At 68.5% G+C, this 17,876-nt stretch carries 14 protein-coding genes; 12 read left to right on the top strand and 2 right to left on the bottom strand.

Features of this window, described 5'->3' with window-relative positions:
• Positions 1 to 75 precede the first annotated feature (75 nt).
• The gene (locus AC6CHY_RS07480; protein ID WP_498226351.1) at positions 76 to 2,115 is read left to right on the top strand and encodes an amidase; all 2,040 of its coding nucleotides are present in this window, start codon (positions 76 to 78) and stop codon (positions 2,113 to 2,115) included.
• On the opposite strand, the gene AC6CHY_RS07475 is transcribed toward AC6CHY_RS07480, so the two are convergent.
• On the bottom strand, positions 2,105 to 2,782 hold the full coding sequence (locus AC6CHY_RS07475) for an FMN-dependent NADH-azoreductase (RefSeq protein WP_217391009.1): 678 nt from the start codon (positions 2,780 to 2,782) through the stop codon (positions 2,105 to 2,107). The two genes, AC6CHY_RS07480 and AC6CHY_RS07475, sit on opposite strands and share 11 nt — an antisense overlap.
• 269 nt (positions 2,783 to 3,051) lie before the next feature.
• Here AC6CHY_RS07475 and AC6CHY_RS07470 point away from each other — a divergent pair, with 269 nt between their 5' ends.
• Positions 3,052 to 3,459, top strand: coding sequence for a winged helix-turn-helix transcriptional regulator (locus AC6CHY_RS07470; protein ID WP_217391008.1), 408 nt, complete (start codon positions 3,052 to 3,054; stop codon positions 3,457 to 3,459).
• Between the two features lie 62 nt (positions 3,460 to 3,521).
• Here the strand turns inward: AC6CHY_RS07470 and AC6CHY_RS07465 are convergent, their stop codons facing one another.
• Positions 3,522 to 4,154 (bottom strand): TIGR03085 family metal-binding protein, encoded by a 633-nt coding sequence (locus AC6CHY_RS07465; RefSeq protein WP_217391007.1) that lies wholly within the window; start codon positions 4,152 to 4,154, stop codon positions 3,522 to 3,524.
• 143 nt (positions 4,155 to 4,297) lie between these two features.
• On the opposite strand from AC6CHY_RS07465, the gene hisI reads away from it, so the two are divergent.
• The 10 genes from hisI (at position 4,298) to AC6CHY_RS07415 (ending at position 17,868) form a co-directional block, all read left to right on the top strand.
• On the top strand, positions 4,298 to 4,699 hold the full coding sequence (hisI, locus tag AC6CHY_RS07460; RefSeq protein ID WP_217391006.1) for a phosphoribosyl-AMP cyclohydrolase: 402 nt from the start codon (positions 4,298 to 4,300) through the stop codon (positions 4,697 to 4,699).
• A 46-nt stretch (positions 4,700 to 4,745) separates the two neighbouring features.
• Positions 4,746 to 6,305 (top strand): anthranilate synthase component I, encoded by a 1,560-nt coding sequence (locus AC6CHY_RS07455; RefSeq protein WP_217391005.1) that lies wholly within the window; start codon positions 4,746 to 4,748, stop codon positions 6,303 to 6,305.
• Positions 6,302 to 6,907 (top strand): Trp biosynthesis-associated membrane protein, encoded by a 606-nt coding sequence (locus AC6CHY_RS07450; RefSeq protein WP_217391004.1) that lies wholly within the window; start codon positions 6,302 to 6,304, stop codon positions 6,905 to 6,907. The genes AC6CHY_RS07455 and AC6CHY_RS07450 overlap by 4 nt, the downstream gene beginning before the upstream one ends.
• Before the next feature lie 113 nt (positions 6,908 to 7,020).
• Positions 7,021 to 7,272, top strand: a complete 252-nt coding sequence (locus tag AC6CHY_RS07445; protein WP_217391003.1) for an HGxxPAAW family protein — start codon at positions 7,021 to 7,023, stop codon at positions 7,270 to 7,272.
• 2 nt (positions 7,273 to 7,274) lie between these two features.
• Entirely contained in the window at positions 7,275 to 8,105 is an 831-nt protein-coding gene (gene trpC, locus AC6CHY_RS07440) for an indole-3-glycerol phosphate synthase TrpC (protein WP_217391002.1), read from the top strand.
• A 58-nt stretch (positions 8,106 to 8,163) separates the two neighbouring features.
• The gene (trpB, locus tag AC6CHY_RS07435) at positions 8,164 to 9,447 is read left to right on the top strand and encodes a tryptophan synthase subunit beta (protein WP_498226482.1); all 1,284 of its coding nucleotides are present in this window, start codon (positions 8,164 to 8,166) and stop codon (positions 9,445 to 9,447) included.
• Positions 9,405 to 10,238 carry a tryptophan synthase subunit alpha gene (trpA, locus tag AC6CHY_RS07430; protein WP_498226347.1) on the top strand — a complete coding sequence of 278 codons (834 nt, stop codon included), beginning with the start codon at positions 9,405 to 9,407 and terminating at the stop codon, positions 10,236 to 10,238. Before trpB ends, trpA begins: the two co-directional genes overlap by 43 nt.
• The gene (lgt, locus tag AC6CHY_RS07425) at positions 10,235 to 11,236 is read left to right on the top strand and encodes a prolipoprotein diacylglyceryl transferase (RefSeq protein WP_498226345.1); all 1,002 of its coding nucleotides are present in this window, start codon (positions 10,235 to 10,237) and stop codon (positions 11,234 to 11,236) included. Before trpA ends, lgt begins: the two co-directional genes overlap by 4 nt.
• Before the next feature lie 577 nt (positions 11,237 to 11,813).
• On the top strand, positions 11,814 to 16,418 hold the full coding sequence (gene gltB, locus AC6CHY_RS07420; protein ID WP_498226344.1) for a glutamate synthase large subunit: 4,605 nt from the start codon (positions 11,814 to 11,816) through the stop codon (positions 16,416 to 16,418).
• A complete protein-coding gene (locus tag AC6CHY_RS07415) occupies positions 16,411 to 17,868 on the top strand; it encodes a glutamate synthase subunit beta (RefSeq protein ID WP_498226343.1) in 1,458 nt (485 codons plus the stop codon). Before gltB ends, AC6CHY_RS07415 begins: the two co-directional genes overlap by 8 nt.
• Positions 17,869 to 17,876: the final 8 nt, after the last annotated feature.

Below are 17,876 nucleotides of genomic sequence, written 5' to 3'. Positions count from 1 at the left end.
CCCACGCGTGCATCACCTCGGTTCCCCCGTGCGCCGCGTGGACGCGGGGCACTTCCCAGAAAGAACACGTTTCCCATGACCAGACCGTTCACCATCCACGACGCTTCCATCGAACAAACCCTTCGTGCCCTTGAATCCGGCGAAGTGACGGCCGTCGAGCTCCTTGCCGCACACCTGGCACGCATCGGGCGCTTTGACCGGTCCTCGGTCCGGCTGAACGCCGTGCCCGTGCTGAACCCGGGCGCCTTTGCCGAGGCCGCCGCCTCCGACGCCCGCCGCCGCGCGGGGTTGGCCGGCTCCCTGGAAGGCGTGCCCTTCACCGTCAAGGACAGCTACATGGTCGCCGGGCTCACCGTCGCCGCCGGCTCGCCGGCCCTCAAGGACCTGGTGGCCACGCACGACGCCTTCACCGTTGCCCGCATCCGCGAGGCAGGGGGAGTGCTGGTGGGCAAGACCAACATGCCGCCCATGGCCGACGGGGGCATGCAGCGCGGTCTCTACGGCCGCGCCGAAAGCCCCTACAACGCCAACTACCTGGCGGCCGCCTTCGCCTCCGGGTCCTCCAACGGATCGGGGGTTGCCACCGCGGCGAGCCTGGGCGTTTTCGGCATGGGGGAGGAGACCGTGTCCTCGGGCCGCAGCCCGGCCTCCAACAACTCCCTGTGCGCCTACACCCCCTCGCGCGGGGTCATCTCGATCCGCGGCAACTGGCCGCTCTTCCCCACGCGCGACGTCGTGGTCCCGCACACCCGGACCATGGATGACATGTTCCGCGTGCTGGACGTGGTCGTCGCCGACGATCCGGAGACCACCGGGGATTTCTGGCGCGACCAAGCGGCCGTCAAGCTGCCTGCGGCCTCGGCCGTCCGCCCCGAAAGCTACACGGCGTTGGCCGACGCCGAGGCGTTGAAGGGCAAGCGCCTGGGCGTGCCGCGCATGTACCTGGGCCAGGACCCCAAGTTCCCCATCCGCGTGCGTCCCAGCGTGCTGGGACTCTGGGACGCTGCCCGCAGGCGGCTCGAGGGCCTCGGGGCCACGGTCGTCGAGGTCGACTTCCCGGTCATTGAAAAATACGAGGGCAACATCCCCGGAGGCGAGCAGCTCGGCGCCCTGGGCGTCCTGCCGGAGGGCTGGATGACGCTGGAATTCAACGAGATCCTTGCCCACGGCTGGGACACGTTCCTGCGCGCAAACAACGACCCCGCACTGAACCGGCTGGCCGCGGTGGACCATCTGCGGATCTTCCCGGCCCCGGCCGGATCGCTGCCTGACCGCTACGAAGAGGTCGAGGACTACGAGAACCGCTACCGCGACGTGGTGGCGATGGCGGGCGACGGCCTGCCCGACCCGGCAACGCTGCCGGGGTTTGCAGCCGGGCTCACTGCCCTGGAAACCCTGCGCAAGGAACTCTTCGAGGACTGGCTGGCCCGGCACGACCTCGACGGGGTCGTTTTCCCGGCCAATGCCGACGTCGGTGCCGCGGATGCCGACACCGACCCGGCCTCGGCGGACCGGGCCTGGGAAAACGGGGTCTTCTTCTCCCACGGCAACTACGCCATGCGCCACTTCGGCATCCCGTCGGTCACCGTGGCCATGGGCTTGATGGAAGACACCGGCATGCCGGTGGGGTTGACCTTTGCCGGCCCCGCCTACGCCGACAACGCGATCCTGGGCTGGGGCTGGGCCTTCGAGGATGCCGGCACGCTGCGCCGGGCCCCGGCACTCGCCCCCGGGCTGCCCGGTGACGGCAACTGGACGGGGTGCCGCGCGGAGGCCGCCGACGGCGCAGCGGGGCCGCGGATCGGGATCGACGCGCGATTCGATCCGCAGTCCCAGCACGAGGGCGCCCGCAGGCTGCTGCTCGAGGGAGAAATCCAGGCGCCGGAGGATGCCGAGTTGCGGCTGACCGTCAACGGGGAACCAACGGCAGTGCTGCGGGAGGGGAATATGTGGAGGGCCACGGCGGTCCTGCCCGCTGCGGTGGAACCGGCGGCCACCGGGTCCAACCCGGCAGGCGCCGTGCTGGCCGTGATCCACGTGGTGGCCCCGGGCGGGCGCGCGGCGGGTGGCTTCACGGAAATCTGGCCGCCGCCCGGGGCCGGACTCAGCTGCTGACGAGCTCTTTGGCGCCGGTGGCAAACAGCTTGCCGGCAAACCCGATGGCTTCGGCGGACAGCTCGGCCTCGGCGAGCCGGCGGGAGCCGTCGACATCGGCGTTCAGGACGGTGGGGGCGAAGCGCACGTGGGCAGCGTCCCGGACGCCGATGAAGTCCAGCCAGTCGGCAAAGAAGGTGCTGCTGAAGTCGGAACCGAAGGCGGCAGGCAAGCCGGGGGCGTAAACGCCGCTGGTGTGGATGGCGAGGGCATGCTTGCCCTCCATCAGGCCGCGGTAGCCCTTTTCCGGATCGAATCCGAAGCTCCAACCGGGCTGGGTAATGATGTCGATCCACTGCTTCAGGACGTAGGGGACGCCGGCATTCCACATGGGGACGTTGAAGACGTAGGCATCGGCGGCGGCGAACTGGTCGAACACGGCGCGGGCCGCGTTCCACGCGGCAACCTGCTCCGGCGTTTGTTCCCCGCCGGAGAAGACGGCCATTTTGGCATCCGCCGCGGTGCGGCCAAAATCGGGCAGCGCCCCGGTGTCGAACAGGTCGAGGGTCACCAGGTCTAGGGCCGCCGGGGCGGCAGCCTGCACTGAATCGATGAAATGCCTCGCCAGCCCCAGGGACTCGCTGTTGGCATGGCGGGGGGAGGCATTGACGTGGAGGAGGGTGGGCATGGGCTTCCTTTCAGGGATTGGTTCGGGAGGCCTCGGGCGCCTCCCGAACTAATCTTGACGCAGGGCCCGGCCCCGCGTAAGACGGCACAATTTTGTGCCCACGGCACGTCGGGGTGCCTTCCCGTGGTGCCCTCCCATTCGCGGGGCAACCGGCGGCGGGCGCGGCCCATGGTTCGCGGCGCGGGGAAGATGTGGCATATTTCTATTGGGAACAACCCCCGGGCATGGCGGCGTGCACCAGGGAACCGGACAGGAAGAGTGTTGAGCACATGTCCCACACGGCCGACCAGCAGCGCCGGGCTGCTCGGGAGCACTACAACGCCTCCTTGGGCGACTGTCCGGCACGCCAATTGCTTGAGGCCATCAGCGGCAAATGGGTCACGCTCGTCATGCTCGCCCTGGCGGAGGGGCGGCAGCGGCACAGCGACCTTCGCAGGAAGATTCCGGGGGTCAGCCAGAAGATGCTCACCTCAACGCTGCGCTCGCTGGAACGCGACGGACTGGTTTCCCGGGAGCTCACCGCGCAGGTTCCCGTCCGGACGGACTACGAGCTCACTGCGCGCGGCCACTCGCTTCTGCGCATCGTCTTCGAACTGAAGGATTGGGCCGAGGAGAACAAGGAGGACGTGGCCTCCTCCCGCCTGGAACATGACATCGGCCTGCCCGCCGTCAACTAGGGCCGAACGCCGCGCACGGCAGTTTTGGGCAGCGTGTCCCGGGCAGGGTCGCCGGGGAAGGGCTAGAGCGAGACCGAGAGCAGCGCGATGGCCTCTTCGGCGCCCTCGAACGTCACCAGGGCCTCCTCGCGCCGCCCGGAGGCATGCAGCAGGAGTTCGCCCGGGTGTCCGGTGATGGCAACCGAGGCGCTGGCCTTGCGGGCCACGTGGCGTCGCCCGTCGGGGCGCACCAGGATGATGCCGACGTCAACGCCGCGATAGTAGTGCCCGGCCCGGCGAATCAGGTCCTCCCACAGGAGATCCTCGTACTTGGCGTCGAGCGCGCGGGGGACCCAGCGGTCGGAGGCGCGGCGCACGTCCTCGGTGTGGATGAAGAACTCGGAGAGGTTCGCCGAATGGTCAACGCGCGGGTTGGCCAGCGGGGAAAACCTGGGGGCGCCGCGCAGGAACTCCTTGACGAGGCCCGCATAGGCATCGCGTTCCCTGGCCAGCTCGGCGCGCCGGTCAAGTTCGACTTCCATGCGGTGCTCCAGCGGCTTGAGGACCAGACCGGCGGCCAGCAGCGACTGCTCTCGCAGGACCAGGTGCGCGGCCAGGTGGCGGGTCTGCCATCCGGCGCACAATGTGGGGGCCGTCGGCCCTGCAGCCAGCAGGACTTCGGCCAATACTTCACGCGAGGCTGGGACGAAATGCATCACTTCGAAACTAACACGTTCCGGCGGCCATTTGGCCCCAATGGCGCGGCCTTGTCGCGGCGTGTGTGACCAAATCGGCACCCGGGACCACCCGCAGGTGTTTTGGGACCGGTTTCGCCGCCCGTGGCACTAGACTGGTATGGATGTCGCAGAACCCAGCCTTCGCCGCTCCCGCCTCCGTTGACGGGAAATTGTCCGCCCAGATTTCCGCCGCCCTGAAGAAGGACGAGGCCGGACTGGTCGCGGCCATTGTCCAGCAGCATGGCAGCGGCGAGGTGCTGATGCTCGGATGGATGGATGAGGAAGCGCTGCGCCGCACCCTGACCACCGGGCGGGTGACCTACTGGTCCCGCTCCCGCAAGGAATACTGGCGCAAGGGCGACACCTCCGGGCACTCCCAGCTGGTCCGCTCCGTGTCCCTCGACTGCGACGGCGACGCCCTGCTGGTGGTCGTCGACCAGATCGGCGCGGCCTGCCACACCGGGACCCACACGTGCTTCGACGGCCGCGAACTGCCCGCCGTCGTGGGCCGCCGCGTTTCCTGATCTTTCCCCCGCTCGACTCCGTACACGCAAGGACCATTCTTCGCTCATGCAAGCTCTCGGCGCCCTGACACCCACCCGCGAGCAATTCCGCGCGCTCGCCGCGGACCGCCGCGTCATTCCCGTGACCATGAGGGTGCTGGCCGATGCGCTGACGCCCATCTCCATCTACCGCCGGCTGGCCGGCGGGCGCCCCGGCACCTTCCTGATGGAATCGGCGGCGGCCGGGGGAGTGTGGTCCCGCTACTCCTTCATCGGCGTGAACTCCCCGGCGACGCTGACCACCCTGGACGGCAAGGCGCACTGGCAGGGCACCCCTCCGGCGGGCATGCCGACTGAGGGCAACCCGGTCGAGGTGCTGCGCGACACCGTCCGCGCCCTGCGCACCGAACCCCTGCACGGGCTGCCGCCGCTGACCAGCGGCATGGTCGGCTTCATCGGCTGGGAGGCAGTGCGCCACTGGGAGAAGCTGCCCAACCCGCCGGCCGACGACCTGCACCTGCCCGAACTGGCCATGAACCTGGTCGGCGACATGGCGGTGCACGACAACACCGACGGCACCCTGACGCTGATCGCCAACGCCATCAACTTCAACGGCACCTCCGAGGGCGTCGACGGGGCCTACGACCACGCCGTGGAGCGCCTGGGCGAAATGCTCGCGGCGCTCGGCGAGGCGGCGGACAACCCGGTCTCGGTGCTCTCCGGCACCGACGTCCCGGCCGACGAACTCATGAACGCCGTGACCCACTCCTGGGACGAGGACTCCTACCGCCGGGCGGTGCTGCGCGGCAAGGAGGCCATCGTCGACGGAGAGATCTTCCAGGTCGTCATCTCGCGCCGCTTCGAGCTCGAGACCCACGCCGACCCGCTGGACGTGTACCGCATCCTGCGCGGCACCAACCCCAGCCCGTACATGTACCTCTTCACCCTGCAGGACGCCCACGGCAAGGCGTACTCGATCGTCGGTTCCTCGCCCGAGGCGCTGGTCACCGTGAACGACGACCACGTGGTCACCCACCCGATCGCCGGCTCCCGCCCGCGCGGCGCCACCTACGAGGACGACGTGCAGCACGAGAAGAACCTGCTGGCCGACGAGAAGGAGCGGGCCGAGCACCTGATGCTGGTCGACCTCTCGCGCAACGACCTCTCCAAGGTCTGCGTCCCGGGCTCCGTGGAGGTCACCCAGTTCATGGAGGTCGAGCGCTTCAGCCACATCATGCACCTGGTCTCCAACGTGGTCGGCAAGCTGGCACCCGGCCACGACGGCTACGACGTGCTGGCCGCGACCTTCCCGGCCGGCACGCTCTCCGGGGCGCCGAAGCCGCGCGCCCTGCAACTGCTCGACGAATACGAACCGTACCGCCGCGGCATCTACGGCGGCGTGGTGGGCTACCTGGACTTCACCGGGGACATGGACATGGCCATCGCCATCCGCTCCGCGCTGATCAAGGGCAACCGTGCCTACGTGCAGGCCGGCGGCGGCATCGTCGCCGACTCCGACCTGGACGCCGAGGCGCTGGAAACCATCAACAAGTCGGCCGCCCCGCTGCGCGCGGTCTGGGCCGCCGGGACCATGGCGCCGGCACGAGTGGACGGCACCCAGGCATGAGCGGGCAACAGAAAACGCGGCGCGGATCCAAGAAGAACGTCATGCTGCTGGGCCTGGCCGGCGCGGTCCTGGCGCTGGCCACCAGCACCCGGACCTGGATCAACGTCCAGCCGGAGGTCGGCTCCGTGAAGATCCCGCTCATCGAGGTGGCGGGCTCCGATGCGGCCGCCGCCGTGGCGGCCCTGGCCGTGGTGGCCCTGGCCGGCTCGCTTGCCGCGATGATCGCCGGGAAGGCCGCCCGCTGGGTCATCGCCGCGATCCTGTTGCTGGTCGGCGGCGGAATCGCCGCCGCTGCGGTGTCGGTGCTTGCCGACCCGGTGCTCGCTGCCGCCACCAAGGTCGGCGAGGCCACCGGGTTGAACACCTCCGGCGGCGACTACGACGTGACGTTCTGGCCCTGGGCGGCGGCGCTGGCGGGGGCGGTGCTCGTGGCCAACGCCGTGCTGCTGGCCGTCGCCGGGCGCCACTGGACGGGGTCCCGGAAGTACGCCCGAGACGCCTCGGCCACCGCGGCCGGGCTTCCTGCCGCGGCGCAGGACGGGCAAATCGACGAGATCTCCGGCTGGGACTCGCTCTCCCGCGGGGACGACCCGACTGGGTAGCGCACACGCGGCGCAACATGGCATGCCATCGCCCCAAAGAATGGCAGAATGGAAACCAAGATATTTATCGGGAAAAATCCCGATTCGCACGAGGTGAGAAGGAGTATCCCACCATGGCTAACGCCAACACCCAGATCGACCCAATGCACGCCGAGGAAATCGGACACGGCAACTCCAAGGCCGCATGGTCAATGGTCGGCGTCATGATGGTCGGCTTCGTCGTCGGCTGCATCGCCTTCGCCGGACACAACCCCACCTTCGTGTACGTCGGTTGCGCCATCGTGGTCGTGGGCCTGATCGTCGGCTGGATCATGAAGAAGGCAGGCTTCGGCGTCAACGGCTCCAGGTCTGGCGACGCGCACTAGCCGTGAGTGTACTGACAGATATCATCGCGGGCGTTCAGATTGATCTGGACGCCCGTCGGTCCATCATCGACCAGGCCCAAATCGAGGCGGCAGCCGCCGCCGCGGCTCCGGCCCTCGATGCCTATGCGGCACTGGGGGGACACCTCGATGCCTCCCAGCGCGAGAACACCCTGCACGTGATCTCCGAGGTGAAGCGAAAGTCCCCCTCCAAGGGGGCCCTGGCCGACATCGGCGAACCGGCCGAGCTGGCCGCCGCCTACGAGGCCGGGGGAGCGTCGGTGATCTCGGTGCTGACCGAGGAGCGCCGCTTCGGCGGATCCCTCGCGGACTTCGACGCCGTGCGCGCCGCGGTGAAGATCCCGCTGCTGCGCAAGGACTTCACCGTCGATCCCTACCAGATCTTCGAGGCCCGCGCCCACGGCGCGGACCTGGTGCTGCTGATCGTTGCGGCCCTGGATGACGCGCAGCTGCGCGAATTCCTCGACCTGACCCATGCCCTGGGCATGAACGCCCTGGTCGAAACGCACACCGAGGAGGAAATCGCCCGCGCGGTGGCGCTCGGTTCGCGGATCATCGGCGTGAACGTGCGCAACCTCAAGACCCTTGAGGTTGACCGCGGGAACTTCTCCCGGCTGGCTGCCCTCATCCCCTCCGGCGTCGTCATCGTGGCCGAATCCGGCGTGCGCGACGTCGCCGACGTCGAGCAATATGCAAGCCACGGCGCCGATGCGGTCCTGGTGGGCGAGGCCTTGGTCAAGGACAACGACCCGCGCGCCGCGATCAAGCGCTTCATCGCCTCCGGAACCGCCGCCAAGCCGGCCCGCGCCAGCTGACCCCCCCACACCCCTCGAAGAATTCCTTAGCAAGAAAAGGATGCGCCAGATGAACCCGATGACAGGTGACCCGGACCTGGGCGAAAGCCAGTCCGAATCCTCTCCCTCCCACTCGTTGCGGCACGCCGCGGGCCCGTACTTCGGCGCCTACGGCGGACGCTGGATGCCCGAATCGCTGATTGCCGCCATGGACGAGCTCAGCGAGACGTTCGAGGCCGCCAAGGCCGACCCGGAGTTCATTGCCCAGGTCAAGGACCTGAACATGAACTACACGGGCCGTCCCTCCATGCTCACCGAGGCCAAGCGCTTCTCCGAGGCCGCCGGCGGGGTGCGCGTCTTCCTCAAGCGCGAGGACCTCAACCACACCGGCAGCCACAAGATCAACAACGTGCTTGGCCAGGCGTTGCTGGCCAAGCGCATGGGCAAGACCCGCATCATCGCCGAAACCGGCGCCGGCCAGCACGGCGTCGCCTCGGCCACCGCCGCTGCCCTGATGGGCCTCGAATGCGTGGTCTACATGGGCGCGGAGGACACCCGCCGGCAGGCGCTGAACGTGGCGCGCATGCAGCTGCTCGGCGCCACCGTGGTCCCGGTGACCGCAGGGTCCCAGACGCTGAAGGACGCCATCAACGAGGCGCTGCGCGACTGGGTCGCCAATGTGCACAACACCCACTACCTGCTGGGCACCGTCGCCGGCGGGCACCCGTTCCCCGCCATGGTCCGCTACTTCCACGAGGTCATCGGCGAGGAGGCCCGCGAGCAGATCATCGCCCAGGCCGGACGCCTGCCCGACGCGGTCGCCGCGTGCATCGGCGGCGGCTCGAACGCCATCGGACTCTTCCACGGTTTCCTGGATGACCCCTCGGTGGAGCTTTTCGGCTTCGAGGCCGGCGGCGACGGCGTCGACACCGGCCGCCACGCAGCGGCCATTACGCTGGGCCGCCCGGGCGTGCTGCACGGCGCCAAGAGCTACCTGATGCAGGACGACGACGGCCAGACCGTCGATTCCCACTCGATCTCCGCGGGCCTTGACTACCCGAGCGTTGGCCCGGAGCACGCCTACCTGGCGGACATCGGCCGCGTGCACTACGAACCGATCACCGACACCGAGGCCATGGACGCGTTCTCGCTGCTTTGCCGCACCGAGGGCATCATCCCGGCCATCGAGTCCGCCCACGCGTTGGCGGGCGTGCTGAAGATCGCGGCACGCAAGATCGCCGCCGGGGCCAAGCCCGAGGAAACCGTCATTATTGCCAACCTTTCGGGCCGCGGCGACAAGGACGTCGGAACCGCAGCGGAATGGTTCAACCTCATCGATACCGAAGCGAAGGACGCCAAGTGAGCCCCGTATCCAAGAGTGCCGCGGCGATCGCCGCGGCACGCGCCGAAGGCCGCCCGGCACTGATCTGCTACCTGCCCGCCGGCTTCCCCGACGTGCAGGGCACCATCGACGCGGCGGTGGCCATGGCCGAGAACGGCGCCGACATCATCGAGGTCGGCATCCCGTACTCGGACCCCGTCATGGACGGCTCCGTCATCCAGGCCGCCACGGTGCAGTCCCTGGCCCAGGGCTTCAAGGTTGCCCAGGTCTTCGACATCGTCAGGGGCATCACCGAGCGCTGCAACGCCACCGTAATGATCATGACCTACTGGAACCCGGTGCTGCGCATGGGCGTGGACGAGTTCTCCCGCCGCCTGGCCGAGGCCGGCGGCGCCGGGTTGATCACCCCCGACCTGGTGCCCGACGAGGCAGCCGAATGGATGGAGGCCTCCGACAAGTACGGGCTTGACCGCGTCTTCCTGGTTGCCCCGTCCTCCACCGAGGCCCGCATGAAGGCCACCGTGGAAGCCAGCCGCGGCTTCGTCTACTGCGTCTCGGTCATGGGCGTCACCGGCGCCCGCGCCGAGGTCTCCGACGCTGCCGCGGCCGTGGTTGCCGCGGCGCACGCCGCCGGCGCCGAAAACGCCTGCGTGGGCCTGGGCGTCTCGCAGCGCAAGCACGTCACGGAAATCGGCGCGTACTCCGACGGCGTCATCGTGGGCACCGCCCTGGTGGCGGCCCTGCGCGACGGGGGAGTGGACGCGGTTGCCAAGCTCACCGCCGAGCTCAGCGGGCGGACAGTGAACGCATGATGCAGCTGGCCGTGGCGGGAACCAACGTTCTCGCCTCGATTCCGAGCCCGCCGTCCGAATTCTCGAAGTTCTCCCTCGGCCCGCTGACCATCCACGCCTACGCGATCTGCATCATGCTCGGCATTGTCGCCGCCATGTGGATCACCGCGCGGCGCTGGCGCGCCAAGGGCGGACCCGAGGACGTGGTCTGGGACATCTGCATCTGGGCCATCCCCTTCGGGATCGTCGGCGGACGCCTCTACCACGTGCTAGTCACGGATCCGGACTACTACTTCGGCCTCAACGGGCAGATGGCCCATTGGGGCGAGATCCCGCAGATCTGGGCCGGCGGCCTGGGCATCATGGGCGCCATCAGCCTCGGCACCCTCGGCGCGCTGATCGCCTGCCGCCGCGCCGGGGTACGGCTTTCGGCGTTCCTGGACGCCGCCGCCCCCGGGGTGCTGCTGGCACAGGCCTTCGGGCGCTGGGGCAACTGGTTCAACCAGGAACTCTTCGGCGCGCCCACCACGTTGCCGTGGGGCCTGGAAATCGATCCGGACAGCTACAACTTCCCCCCTGGACTGCCGGCCGGAACGCTGTTCCACCCCACGTTCCTCTATGAATCGCTGTGGAACGTTGCGGGGGTGCTGCTGCTCATCGCCCTGGACCGCAAGTTCAAGCTGCGCCGCGGTGCCATGTTCTGGTCCTACCTCATCTGGTACGGCATCGGCCGGATCATCATGGAAACCATGCGCATCGACGCCGCCGACACCATCGTGATCCTGGGCATCGGGCTGCGCGTGCACATGTGGCTCGCCATTGCCATGGTGCTCATGGGCGCCGTCGGGCTGCTCTTCGTGCTCCGCAAGCTGCGCCCGCAGCCGGATCCGGGCGTCTACCTGGCCGGGCGCGAGCCCCAGGCCGAGGTCGCTGATGCCGCCAAGAAGCCCTCCGACCCCGACCACGGCCCGGAAGCCACGGACGCCGGCGACAACGGTCCCGAAGCAGGAGACAAGTAGAACCATCCGCCGTCGGACCCCCGGTCCGCTCGGCCCGGCAAGGACCGGTCCCAACCTTCCCACCGGGAAGGCCGGGACCGGTCCTTCCCCTTTGTGCCCCCACGATGCCGGGCAGAGGTCCCGTGACGCGAAGGCCGCAGACGCCTTGAACACCGGGCCGCGCGGGCGGATGATGAAGGGATTCGCATGACATTGCGACGAAACTTTGCGGAAATTTAATAGACCCAAGTCAGCAAGGGTTTGGTGAGGGGTACGAAAACTGTTGGAAACAAAAGTGGGTGCATTTCCGAAACATGCCGGTGCTACTCTTTCTTCACCGTGGCAGCAGCGTCGGGGGCGGAATACCCAATCTCCGCAGCTCCAGCTGTCGGCGACCACAACGACGTGGAAGCAGCCGGTCCTTGCTCCGCCAACCGGCGGACCGCACGGATACCGTCCACGGATAAAAGGTGTCACCCCCACCCCGCCGCAGGCCCCCCGCATTCGGGGTGCCGGTTTGCGGAACCCTTGCCTTTCCTCGGCCAGCGTCGCCCGAAGATCCACCGCCTAAGCCCACACACCGAGAAAGGGACCACTCATGAGCATGACCGGAGTCCAACTCAATGCCTCACCGCATCCAGGCGAGGAGGTTTCCTCGCCCTACACCCGGTTTGCCGATGTCCCGGAAGCCCAAGGGCTCTATGACCCGGCAAACGAAAAAGACGCGTGCGGCCTGGCGGTCATTGCCACGCTGACGCAAGAGGCCAGCCACGAAATCGTGGAACACGCCCTAGAGGCGCTGCGCCGCCTCGAACACCGCGGCGCCGTGGGCGCCGACGCAGGCACCGGCGACGGTGCAGGCATCCTCACGCAGATTCCCGACGCCTTCTTCCGCGCCGTCACCGACATCGACCTGCCCGTGCCCGGCCGCTATGCCGCCGGCACCGCCTTCCTTCCGCAGGATGCCGCGCAGCGTGCCGCCGCCGTCACCGCCCTCGAGGAACTTGCCGCCGAAGAAGGCCTGGCAGTGCTCGGCTGGCGCGACGTCCCGGTGAACACCGAGTCCATCGGCGCCACCGCGCTGGGCTCCATGCCGCATTTCTCCCAGCTCTTCCTGGGCGCCGCCCCGGAGCACGAGGCCGACCTCGATGCCAGGGTCTTCCGGATCCGCAAGCGCGCACAGAACAAGTTCGGCGTGTACTTCCCGTCGCTCTCCTCCGCCACGATGGTCTACAAGGGCATGCTCTCCACCGAGCAGCTCACCGAGTTCTACCCGGACCTGGGCGATGACCGCTTCGCCTCGCGCCTCGGCATCGTGCACTCGCGCTTCTCCACCAACACCTTCCCCTCCTGGCCGCTGGCCCAGCCCTTCCGCACCATCGCCCACAACGGCGAGATCAACACGGTCAAGGGCAACCGCAACTGGATGCGCGCCCGGCAGTCGCAGCTCGCCTCCTCCCTGCTGGGCGAGGTGCCCGAGGAACTCTTCCCCATCTGCAGCCCCGGAGCCTCCGACTCCGCCTCCTTCGACGAGGTCGCCGAGCTGCTCATGCTCTCCGGCCGCCCGATCGCCCAGGCCATCATGATGATGATCCCGGAGGCATGGGAAAACCACGCCGCCATGGATGCGGATCGCCGCGCCTTCTACGAGTACAACTCGATGCTCATGGAGCCCTGGGACGGCCCCGCGGCGGTGTCTTTCACCGACGGCAAGCAGGTCGGTGCAGTGCTCGACCGCAACGGCCTGCGCCCGGCACGCTACTGGACCACCACCGACGGGCTGGTCGTCCTGGCCTCCGAGGTCGGGGTCATCGACCTCGATCCCGCACTCATCGCCACCAAGGGCCGCGTCGCCCCGGGCAAGATGTTCCTGGTGGACACCGAGGCCGGACGCATCATCTCCGACGAGGAGATCAAGTCGCAGGTTGCCTCCTCGGCGCCGTGGGCCCAGTGGGTCGGCGAAAACAAGATCAGCCTCAGCGACCTGCCCGACCTGGAACACGTCAAGCACAACTCCGCCTCCGTGCAGATCCGCCAGCGCACCTTCGGCTACACCACCGAGGAGCTGCGGATCCTGCTGGCCCCGATGGCCTCCGCGGGCGCCGAGCCACTCGGCGCCATGGGCTCCGACACCCCCGTCGCCGTGCTCTCGGACCGCTCCCGGCTGCTCTTCGACTACTTCACCCAGTCCTTCGCCCAGGTCACCAACCCGCCGCTGGACTCCATCCGCGAGGAACTTGTCACCTCCCTGGGCACCAGCATCGGCCCGGATGGGAACCTCTTGGCCACCGGCAAGGTCGACGCCCAGCAGGTGTCCCTCGACTACCCGGTGATCACCAACGACGACCTGGCCAAGATCGCGAACATCCGCGACGAGAACGGCGCCAAGGTGGCGCTGCGCGTCCGCGGGCTCTACCGCCCCGAGGGCGGCGAGTCCGAGCTGCGCGCCCGCCTGCAGGAGATCTGCGAGAAGGTCTCCGCCGCCATCAACCGCGGCGTGAAGTTCATCGTGCTCTCGGACCGGGACTCCAACGCCCAGTGGGCGCCGATCCCGTCGCTGCTGCTCACCTCGGCCGTGCACCACCACCTGCTCAAGAGCGCCAACCGCACCAAGACCTCCCTGGTCATCGAGGCCGGCGACGTGCGCGAGGTCCACCACGTCGCGGTGCTCGTGGGCTACGGCGCCTCCGCCATCAACCCCTACCTGGCCCTGGAATCCGTCGAGGAAATGGCCCTGCAGGGCGAGCTCGGCTCCGTGACCCCGGCCAAGGCGCAGACCAACGTGATCAAGGCGCTGGGCAAGGGCCTGCTGAAGATCATGTCCAAGATGGGCATCTCCACCGTCGCCTCCTACTGCGGAGCGCAGACCTTCGAGGCGCTGGGCCTGTCCCAGCGCGTGGTCGACCAGTACTTCACCGGCACCTCCTCGCAGCTCGGCGGCGTGGGCCTTGACATCATCGCGACCGAAACCGCGATGCGCCACGCCTCCGCCTACCCCTCCGACCTGAACCCGGAGCCGCACCGTGTGCTGGAAACCGGCGGCGAGTACCAGTGGCGCCGCGAGGGCCCCCCGCACCTCTTCAACCCGGAGACGGTCTTTAGGCTGCAGCACGCCACCCGCGAACGCCGCTACGACATCTTCAAGAAGTACACCCAGGGCGTCGACGACCAGGCCAAGGGCCTGATGACGCTGCGCGGGCTGCTCGACTTCAAGTTCGACGGGCGCACGCCCATCGACATCGACGCCGTGGAACCGGTGTCCGAAATCGTCAAGCGCTTCGCCACCGGCGCGATGAGCTACGGCTCGATCTCCGCCGAGGCGCACGAGACCCTGGCCATTGCGATGAACCGCCTGGGCGGGAAGTCCAACACCGGCGAGGGCGGCGAGGACGTCGAGCGGCTGCTGGACCCGGAGCGCCGCTCGGCGGTCAAGCAGATCGCCTCGGGCCGCTTCGGCGTCACCAGCATGTACCTCACGCACGCAGACGACATCCAGATCAAGATGGCGCAGGGCGCCAAGCCCGGCGAGGGCGGCCAGCTGATGGCGCAGAAGGTCTACCCGTGGGTGGCCCGCACGCGCCACTCGACCCCCGGCGTCGGACTGATTTCCCCGCCGCCGCACCACGACATCTACTCGATCGAGGACCTGGCCCAGCTGATCCACGACGCGAAGTGCTCCAACCCCTCGGCCCGCGTCCACGTGAAGCTGGTCTCCGAGGTCGGCATCGGCACCGTCGCCGCCGGCGTCACCAAGGCCAAGGCCGACGTGGTGCTGGTCTCCGGCCACGACGGAGGCACCGGCGCCTCCCCGCTGAATTCGCTGAAGCATGCCGGCGTGCCCTGGGAACTCGGCCTGGCCGAGACCCAGCAGACGCTGATGCTCAACGGGCTGCGCGAACGCGTCACCGTGCAGGTCGACGGCCAGCTGAAGACCGGCCGCGACGTGGTCATCGCCGCGCTGCTGGGAGCCGAGGAATTCGGCTTCGCCACCGCCCCCCTGGTGGTTGCCGGCTGCATCATGATGCGCGTATGCCACCTGGACACCTGCCCGGTGGGCGTTGCAACGCAGAACCCGGAGTTGCGCCAGCGCTTCACCGGCCAGGCCGACCACGTGGTGAACTTCTTCGAGTTCCTCGCCCAGGAGGTCCGCGAGCTGCTGGCGGAACTCGGTTTCGCCACCCTCGGGGAGGCCATCGGCCAGGCCGAGCTGCTGGACACCCGCGCGGCGGTGGGCCACTGGAAGACCCAGGGGCTGCACCTGGAGAAGATCTTCAACACCTCGGGCTCCAAGCCGGGCGCCCCGCGTTCGCGCACCGGGTCCCAGGACCACGGCCTGGGCAACCACTTCGACGTGGCGCTCATCGAGGCCTCGGCGCCTGCCCTGGAACGCCGCGAAAAGGTCGTTCTTGACCTCCCAATCAAGAACACCGACCGCTCGGTGGGAACCATGCTGGGCCACCACGTCACCCGCACCTTCGGGACCGAGGAGCTGGAACCGGGCACGATCGCGGTGAAGCTGCGCGGGCACGCCGGCCAGTCCCTGGGCGCCTTCCTGCCCACCGGGGTGGCACTGCACCTTATCGGCGACTCCAACGACTACGTCGGCAAGGGCCTTTCCGGCGGACGGATCACCGTGAAGGCCGATGAGCGCAGCGGATTCAACCCCGCCGAGCAGGTCATTGCCGGAAACGTCATCGGCTACGGCGCAACCAGCGGCGAGCTGTTCATCGGCGGCATGGTGGGCGAACGCTTCTGCGTGCGCAACTCCGGCGCCACCGCGGTGGTCGAGGGCATCGGCGACCACGGCTGCGAATACATGACCGGGGGCACGGCGCTGATCCTGGGCGCCACCGGGCGCAACTTCGCCGCCGGCATGTCCGGGGGAGTGGCCTACGTGCTGGACCTGGACATGGCGGCGCTGAACCCGCTGGCCGTGGACAACGACGACTTGATCCTTTCCGGCCCGGACGAGGCCGATCTCGCGCTGATCAAGGACCTGCTTGCGCGGCACGTGTCCTACACCGGATCGGCACTTGCCGCCAGCATGCTGGCCGACTGGCCGGTGGCCGCTGCCCGCATCACCAAGGTGCTGCCGCGCGACTACGCAGCCGTCTCACAGGCACGCAACGATGCCGCCAATGAAGGATTCGACCCGGATTCAGCAACTGTCTGGAACCGGATTCTGGAGGTGACCCGTGGCTAATCCACGTGGATTCTTAGAGGTACGCGACCGGGTAACCCCGCCCAAGCGCCCCGTCTCGGTGCGCATCATGGACTACAAGGAGGTCACCGAGCGGCAGAATGCCGACGTGCTGACCAAGCAGGCCGGACGGTGCATGGATTGCGGCATCGCGTTCTGCCACAACGGCTGCCCCCTGGGCAACCTCATCCCGGAGTGGAACGCCCTGGTCCACCAGGGCCGGATGGACGATGCGGCCGAGCGGCTGCACGCCACCAACAACTTCCCGGAATTCACCGGGCGGCTGTGCCCGGCCCCCTGCGAGTCCTCCTGCGTGCTGGGAATCAACCAGCCGGCCGTAACAATCAAGCAGGTCGAGGTGGAAATCGCCGACACGCTGATTGGCTCCGGCGGACTTGAGCCGGTGCTGGCCGTGCGCCACACCGACATGCGCATCGCCGTGGTCGGGTCCGGCCCCGCCGGGCTGGCCGCGGCCCAGCAGCTGACCCGCGCCGGGCACACCGTCGCGGTGTACGAACGCGATGAGAAGATCGGCGGCCTGCTGCGCTACGGCATCCCCGACTTCAAGATGGACAAGGTTGTGCTTGACACCCGCCTGGCCCAGATGGAGGCCGAGGGGACAGTGTTCCGCGCCGGCGTTTCCGTGGGCACGGACATCGAGTTCGAGCAGCTGAACCGCACCTATGACGCGGTCATCGTGGCCACCGGCGCCACCGTTCCGCGGGACCTGCCGGTCCCGGGGCGCGAGCTGGCCGGGGTCCACTTCGCCATGGAGTACCTCGTGGATTCCAACGAGGTGGTTGCCGGTGAGCGCGATGCCGTGCGCATCGACGCCAAGGGCAAGCACGTGGTCATCCTCGGCGGCGGCGACACCGGGGCCGACTGCCTCGGCACCGCGATCCGCCAGGGTGCCGCCAGCGTGACGACCCTTGCCATCGGGGCCCAGCCCTCGGTCGAGCGCCCGGGGCACCAGCCCTGGCCCATGTCCCCGACCCTCTTCGAGGTCCAGTCGGCGCACGAGGAAGGCGGTGAGCGGTCGTACCTGGCCGCCACGGTCAACTTCACGGGAGAACACGGAAGCGTGATGGGTGTTACAGTTGCAGAGACCGAATTCATAGACGGTCAGCGCCTTCCGAAGCCGGGCACGGAACGGGTCATACCCGCCGACCTCGTCTTCCTGGCACTCGGGTTCACCGGACCCGAGACTGCCGGTCTCATGGAACAGGCCAACACCGAGTTTGATGACCGGGGCAGCGTCGCCCGCGATGGTTACTACATGACCAACACCCCCGGGGTGTTCGTGGCCGGCGACGCCGGACGCGGACAATCCCTGATTGTGTGGGCCATCGCCGAGGGACGATCCTGTGCCGCGGCGGTGGACAAGTACCTGATGGGCGAAACCCGCCTTCCGGCCCCCGTTGCACCAACGGACAGGGCCATCAGCATGTTGTGAGACGGATG

Source organism: Paeniglutamicibacter sp. GQ140 (assembly GCF_059759235.1).
The sequence above is the reverse complement of the archived record's forward strand: the minus strand, read 5'-3'. Positions and strand labels throughout refer to the sequence as shown.

Coding starts and splice junctions, on each gene's coding strand:
- AC6CHY_RS07480 (WP_498226351.1), top strand. CDS start 76: ATGACCAGACCGTTCACCATCCACGACGCTTCCATCGAACAAACCCTT.
- AC6CHY_RS07475 (WP_217391009.1), bottom strand. CDS start 2,782: ATGCCCACCCTCCTCCACGTCAATGCCTCCCCCCGCCATGCCAACAGC.
- AC6CHY_RS07470 (WP_217391008.1), top strand. CDS start 3,052: ATGTCCCACACGGCCGACCAGCAGCGCCGGGCTGCTCGGGAGCACTAC.
- AC6CHY_RS07465 (WP_217391007.1), bottom strand. CDS start 4,154: ATGCATTTCGTCCCAGCCTCGCGTGAAGTATTGGCCGAAGTCCTGCTG.
- hisI (WP_217391006.1), top strand. CDS start 4,298: ATGTCGCAGAACCCAGCCTTCGCCGCTCCCGCCTCCGTTGACGGGAAA.
- AC6CHY_RS07455 (WP_217391005.1), top strand. CDS start 4,746: ATGCAAGCTCTCGGCGCCCTGACACCCACCCGCGAGCAATTCCGCGCG.
- AC6CHY_RS07450 (WP_217391004.1), top strand. CDS start 6,302: ATGAGCGGGCAACAGAAAACGCGGCGCGGATCCAAGAAGAACGTCATG.
- AC6CHY_RS07445 (WP_217391003.1), top strand. CDS start 7,021: ATGGCTAACGCCAACACCCAGATCGACCCAATGCACGCCGAGGAAATC.
- trpB (WP_498226482.1), top strand. CDS start 8,164: ATGACAGGTGACCCGGACCTGGGCGAAAGCCAGTCCGAATCCTCTCCC.
- trpA (WP_498226347.1), top strand. CDS start 9,405: ATGGTTCAACCTCATCGATACCGAAGCGAAGGACGCCAAGTGAGCCCC.
- lgt (WP_498226345.1), top strand. CDS start 10,235: ATGATGCAGCTGGCCGTGGCGGGAACCAACGTTCTCGCCTCGATTCCG.
- gltB (WP_498226344.1), top strand. CDS start 11,814: ATGAGCATGACCGGAGTCCAACTCAATGCCTCACCGCATCCAGGCGAG.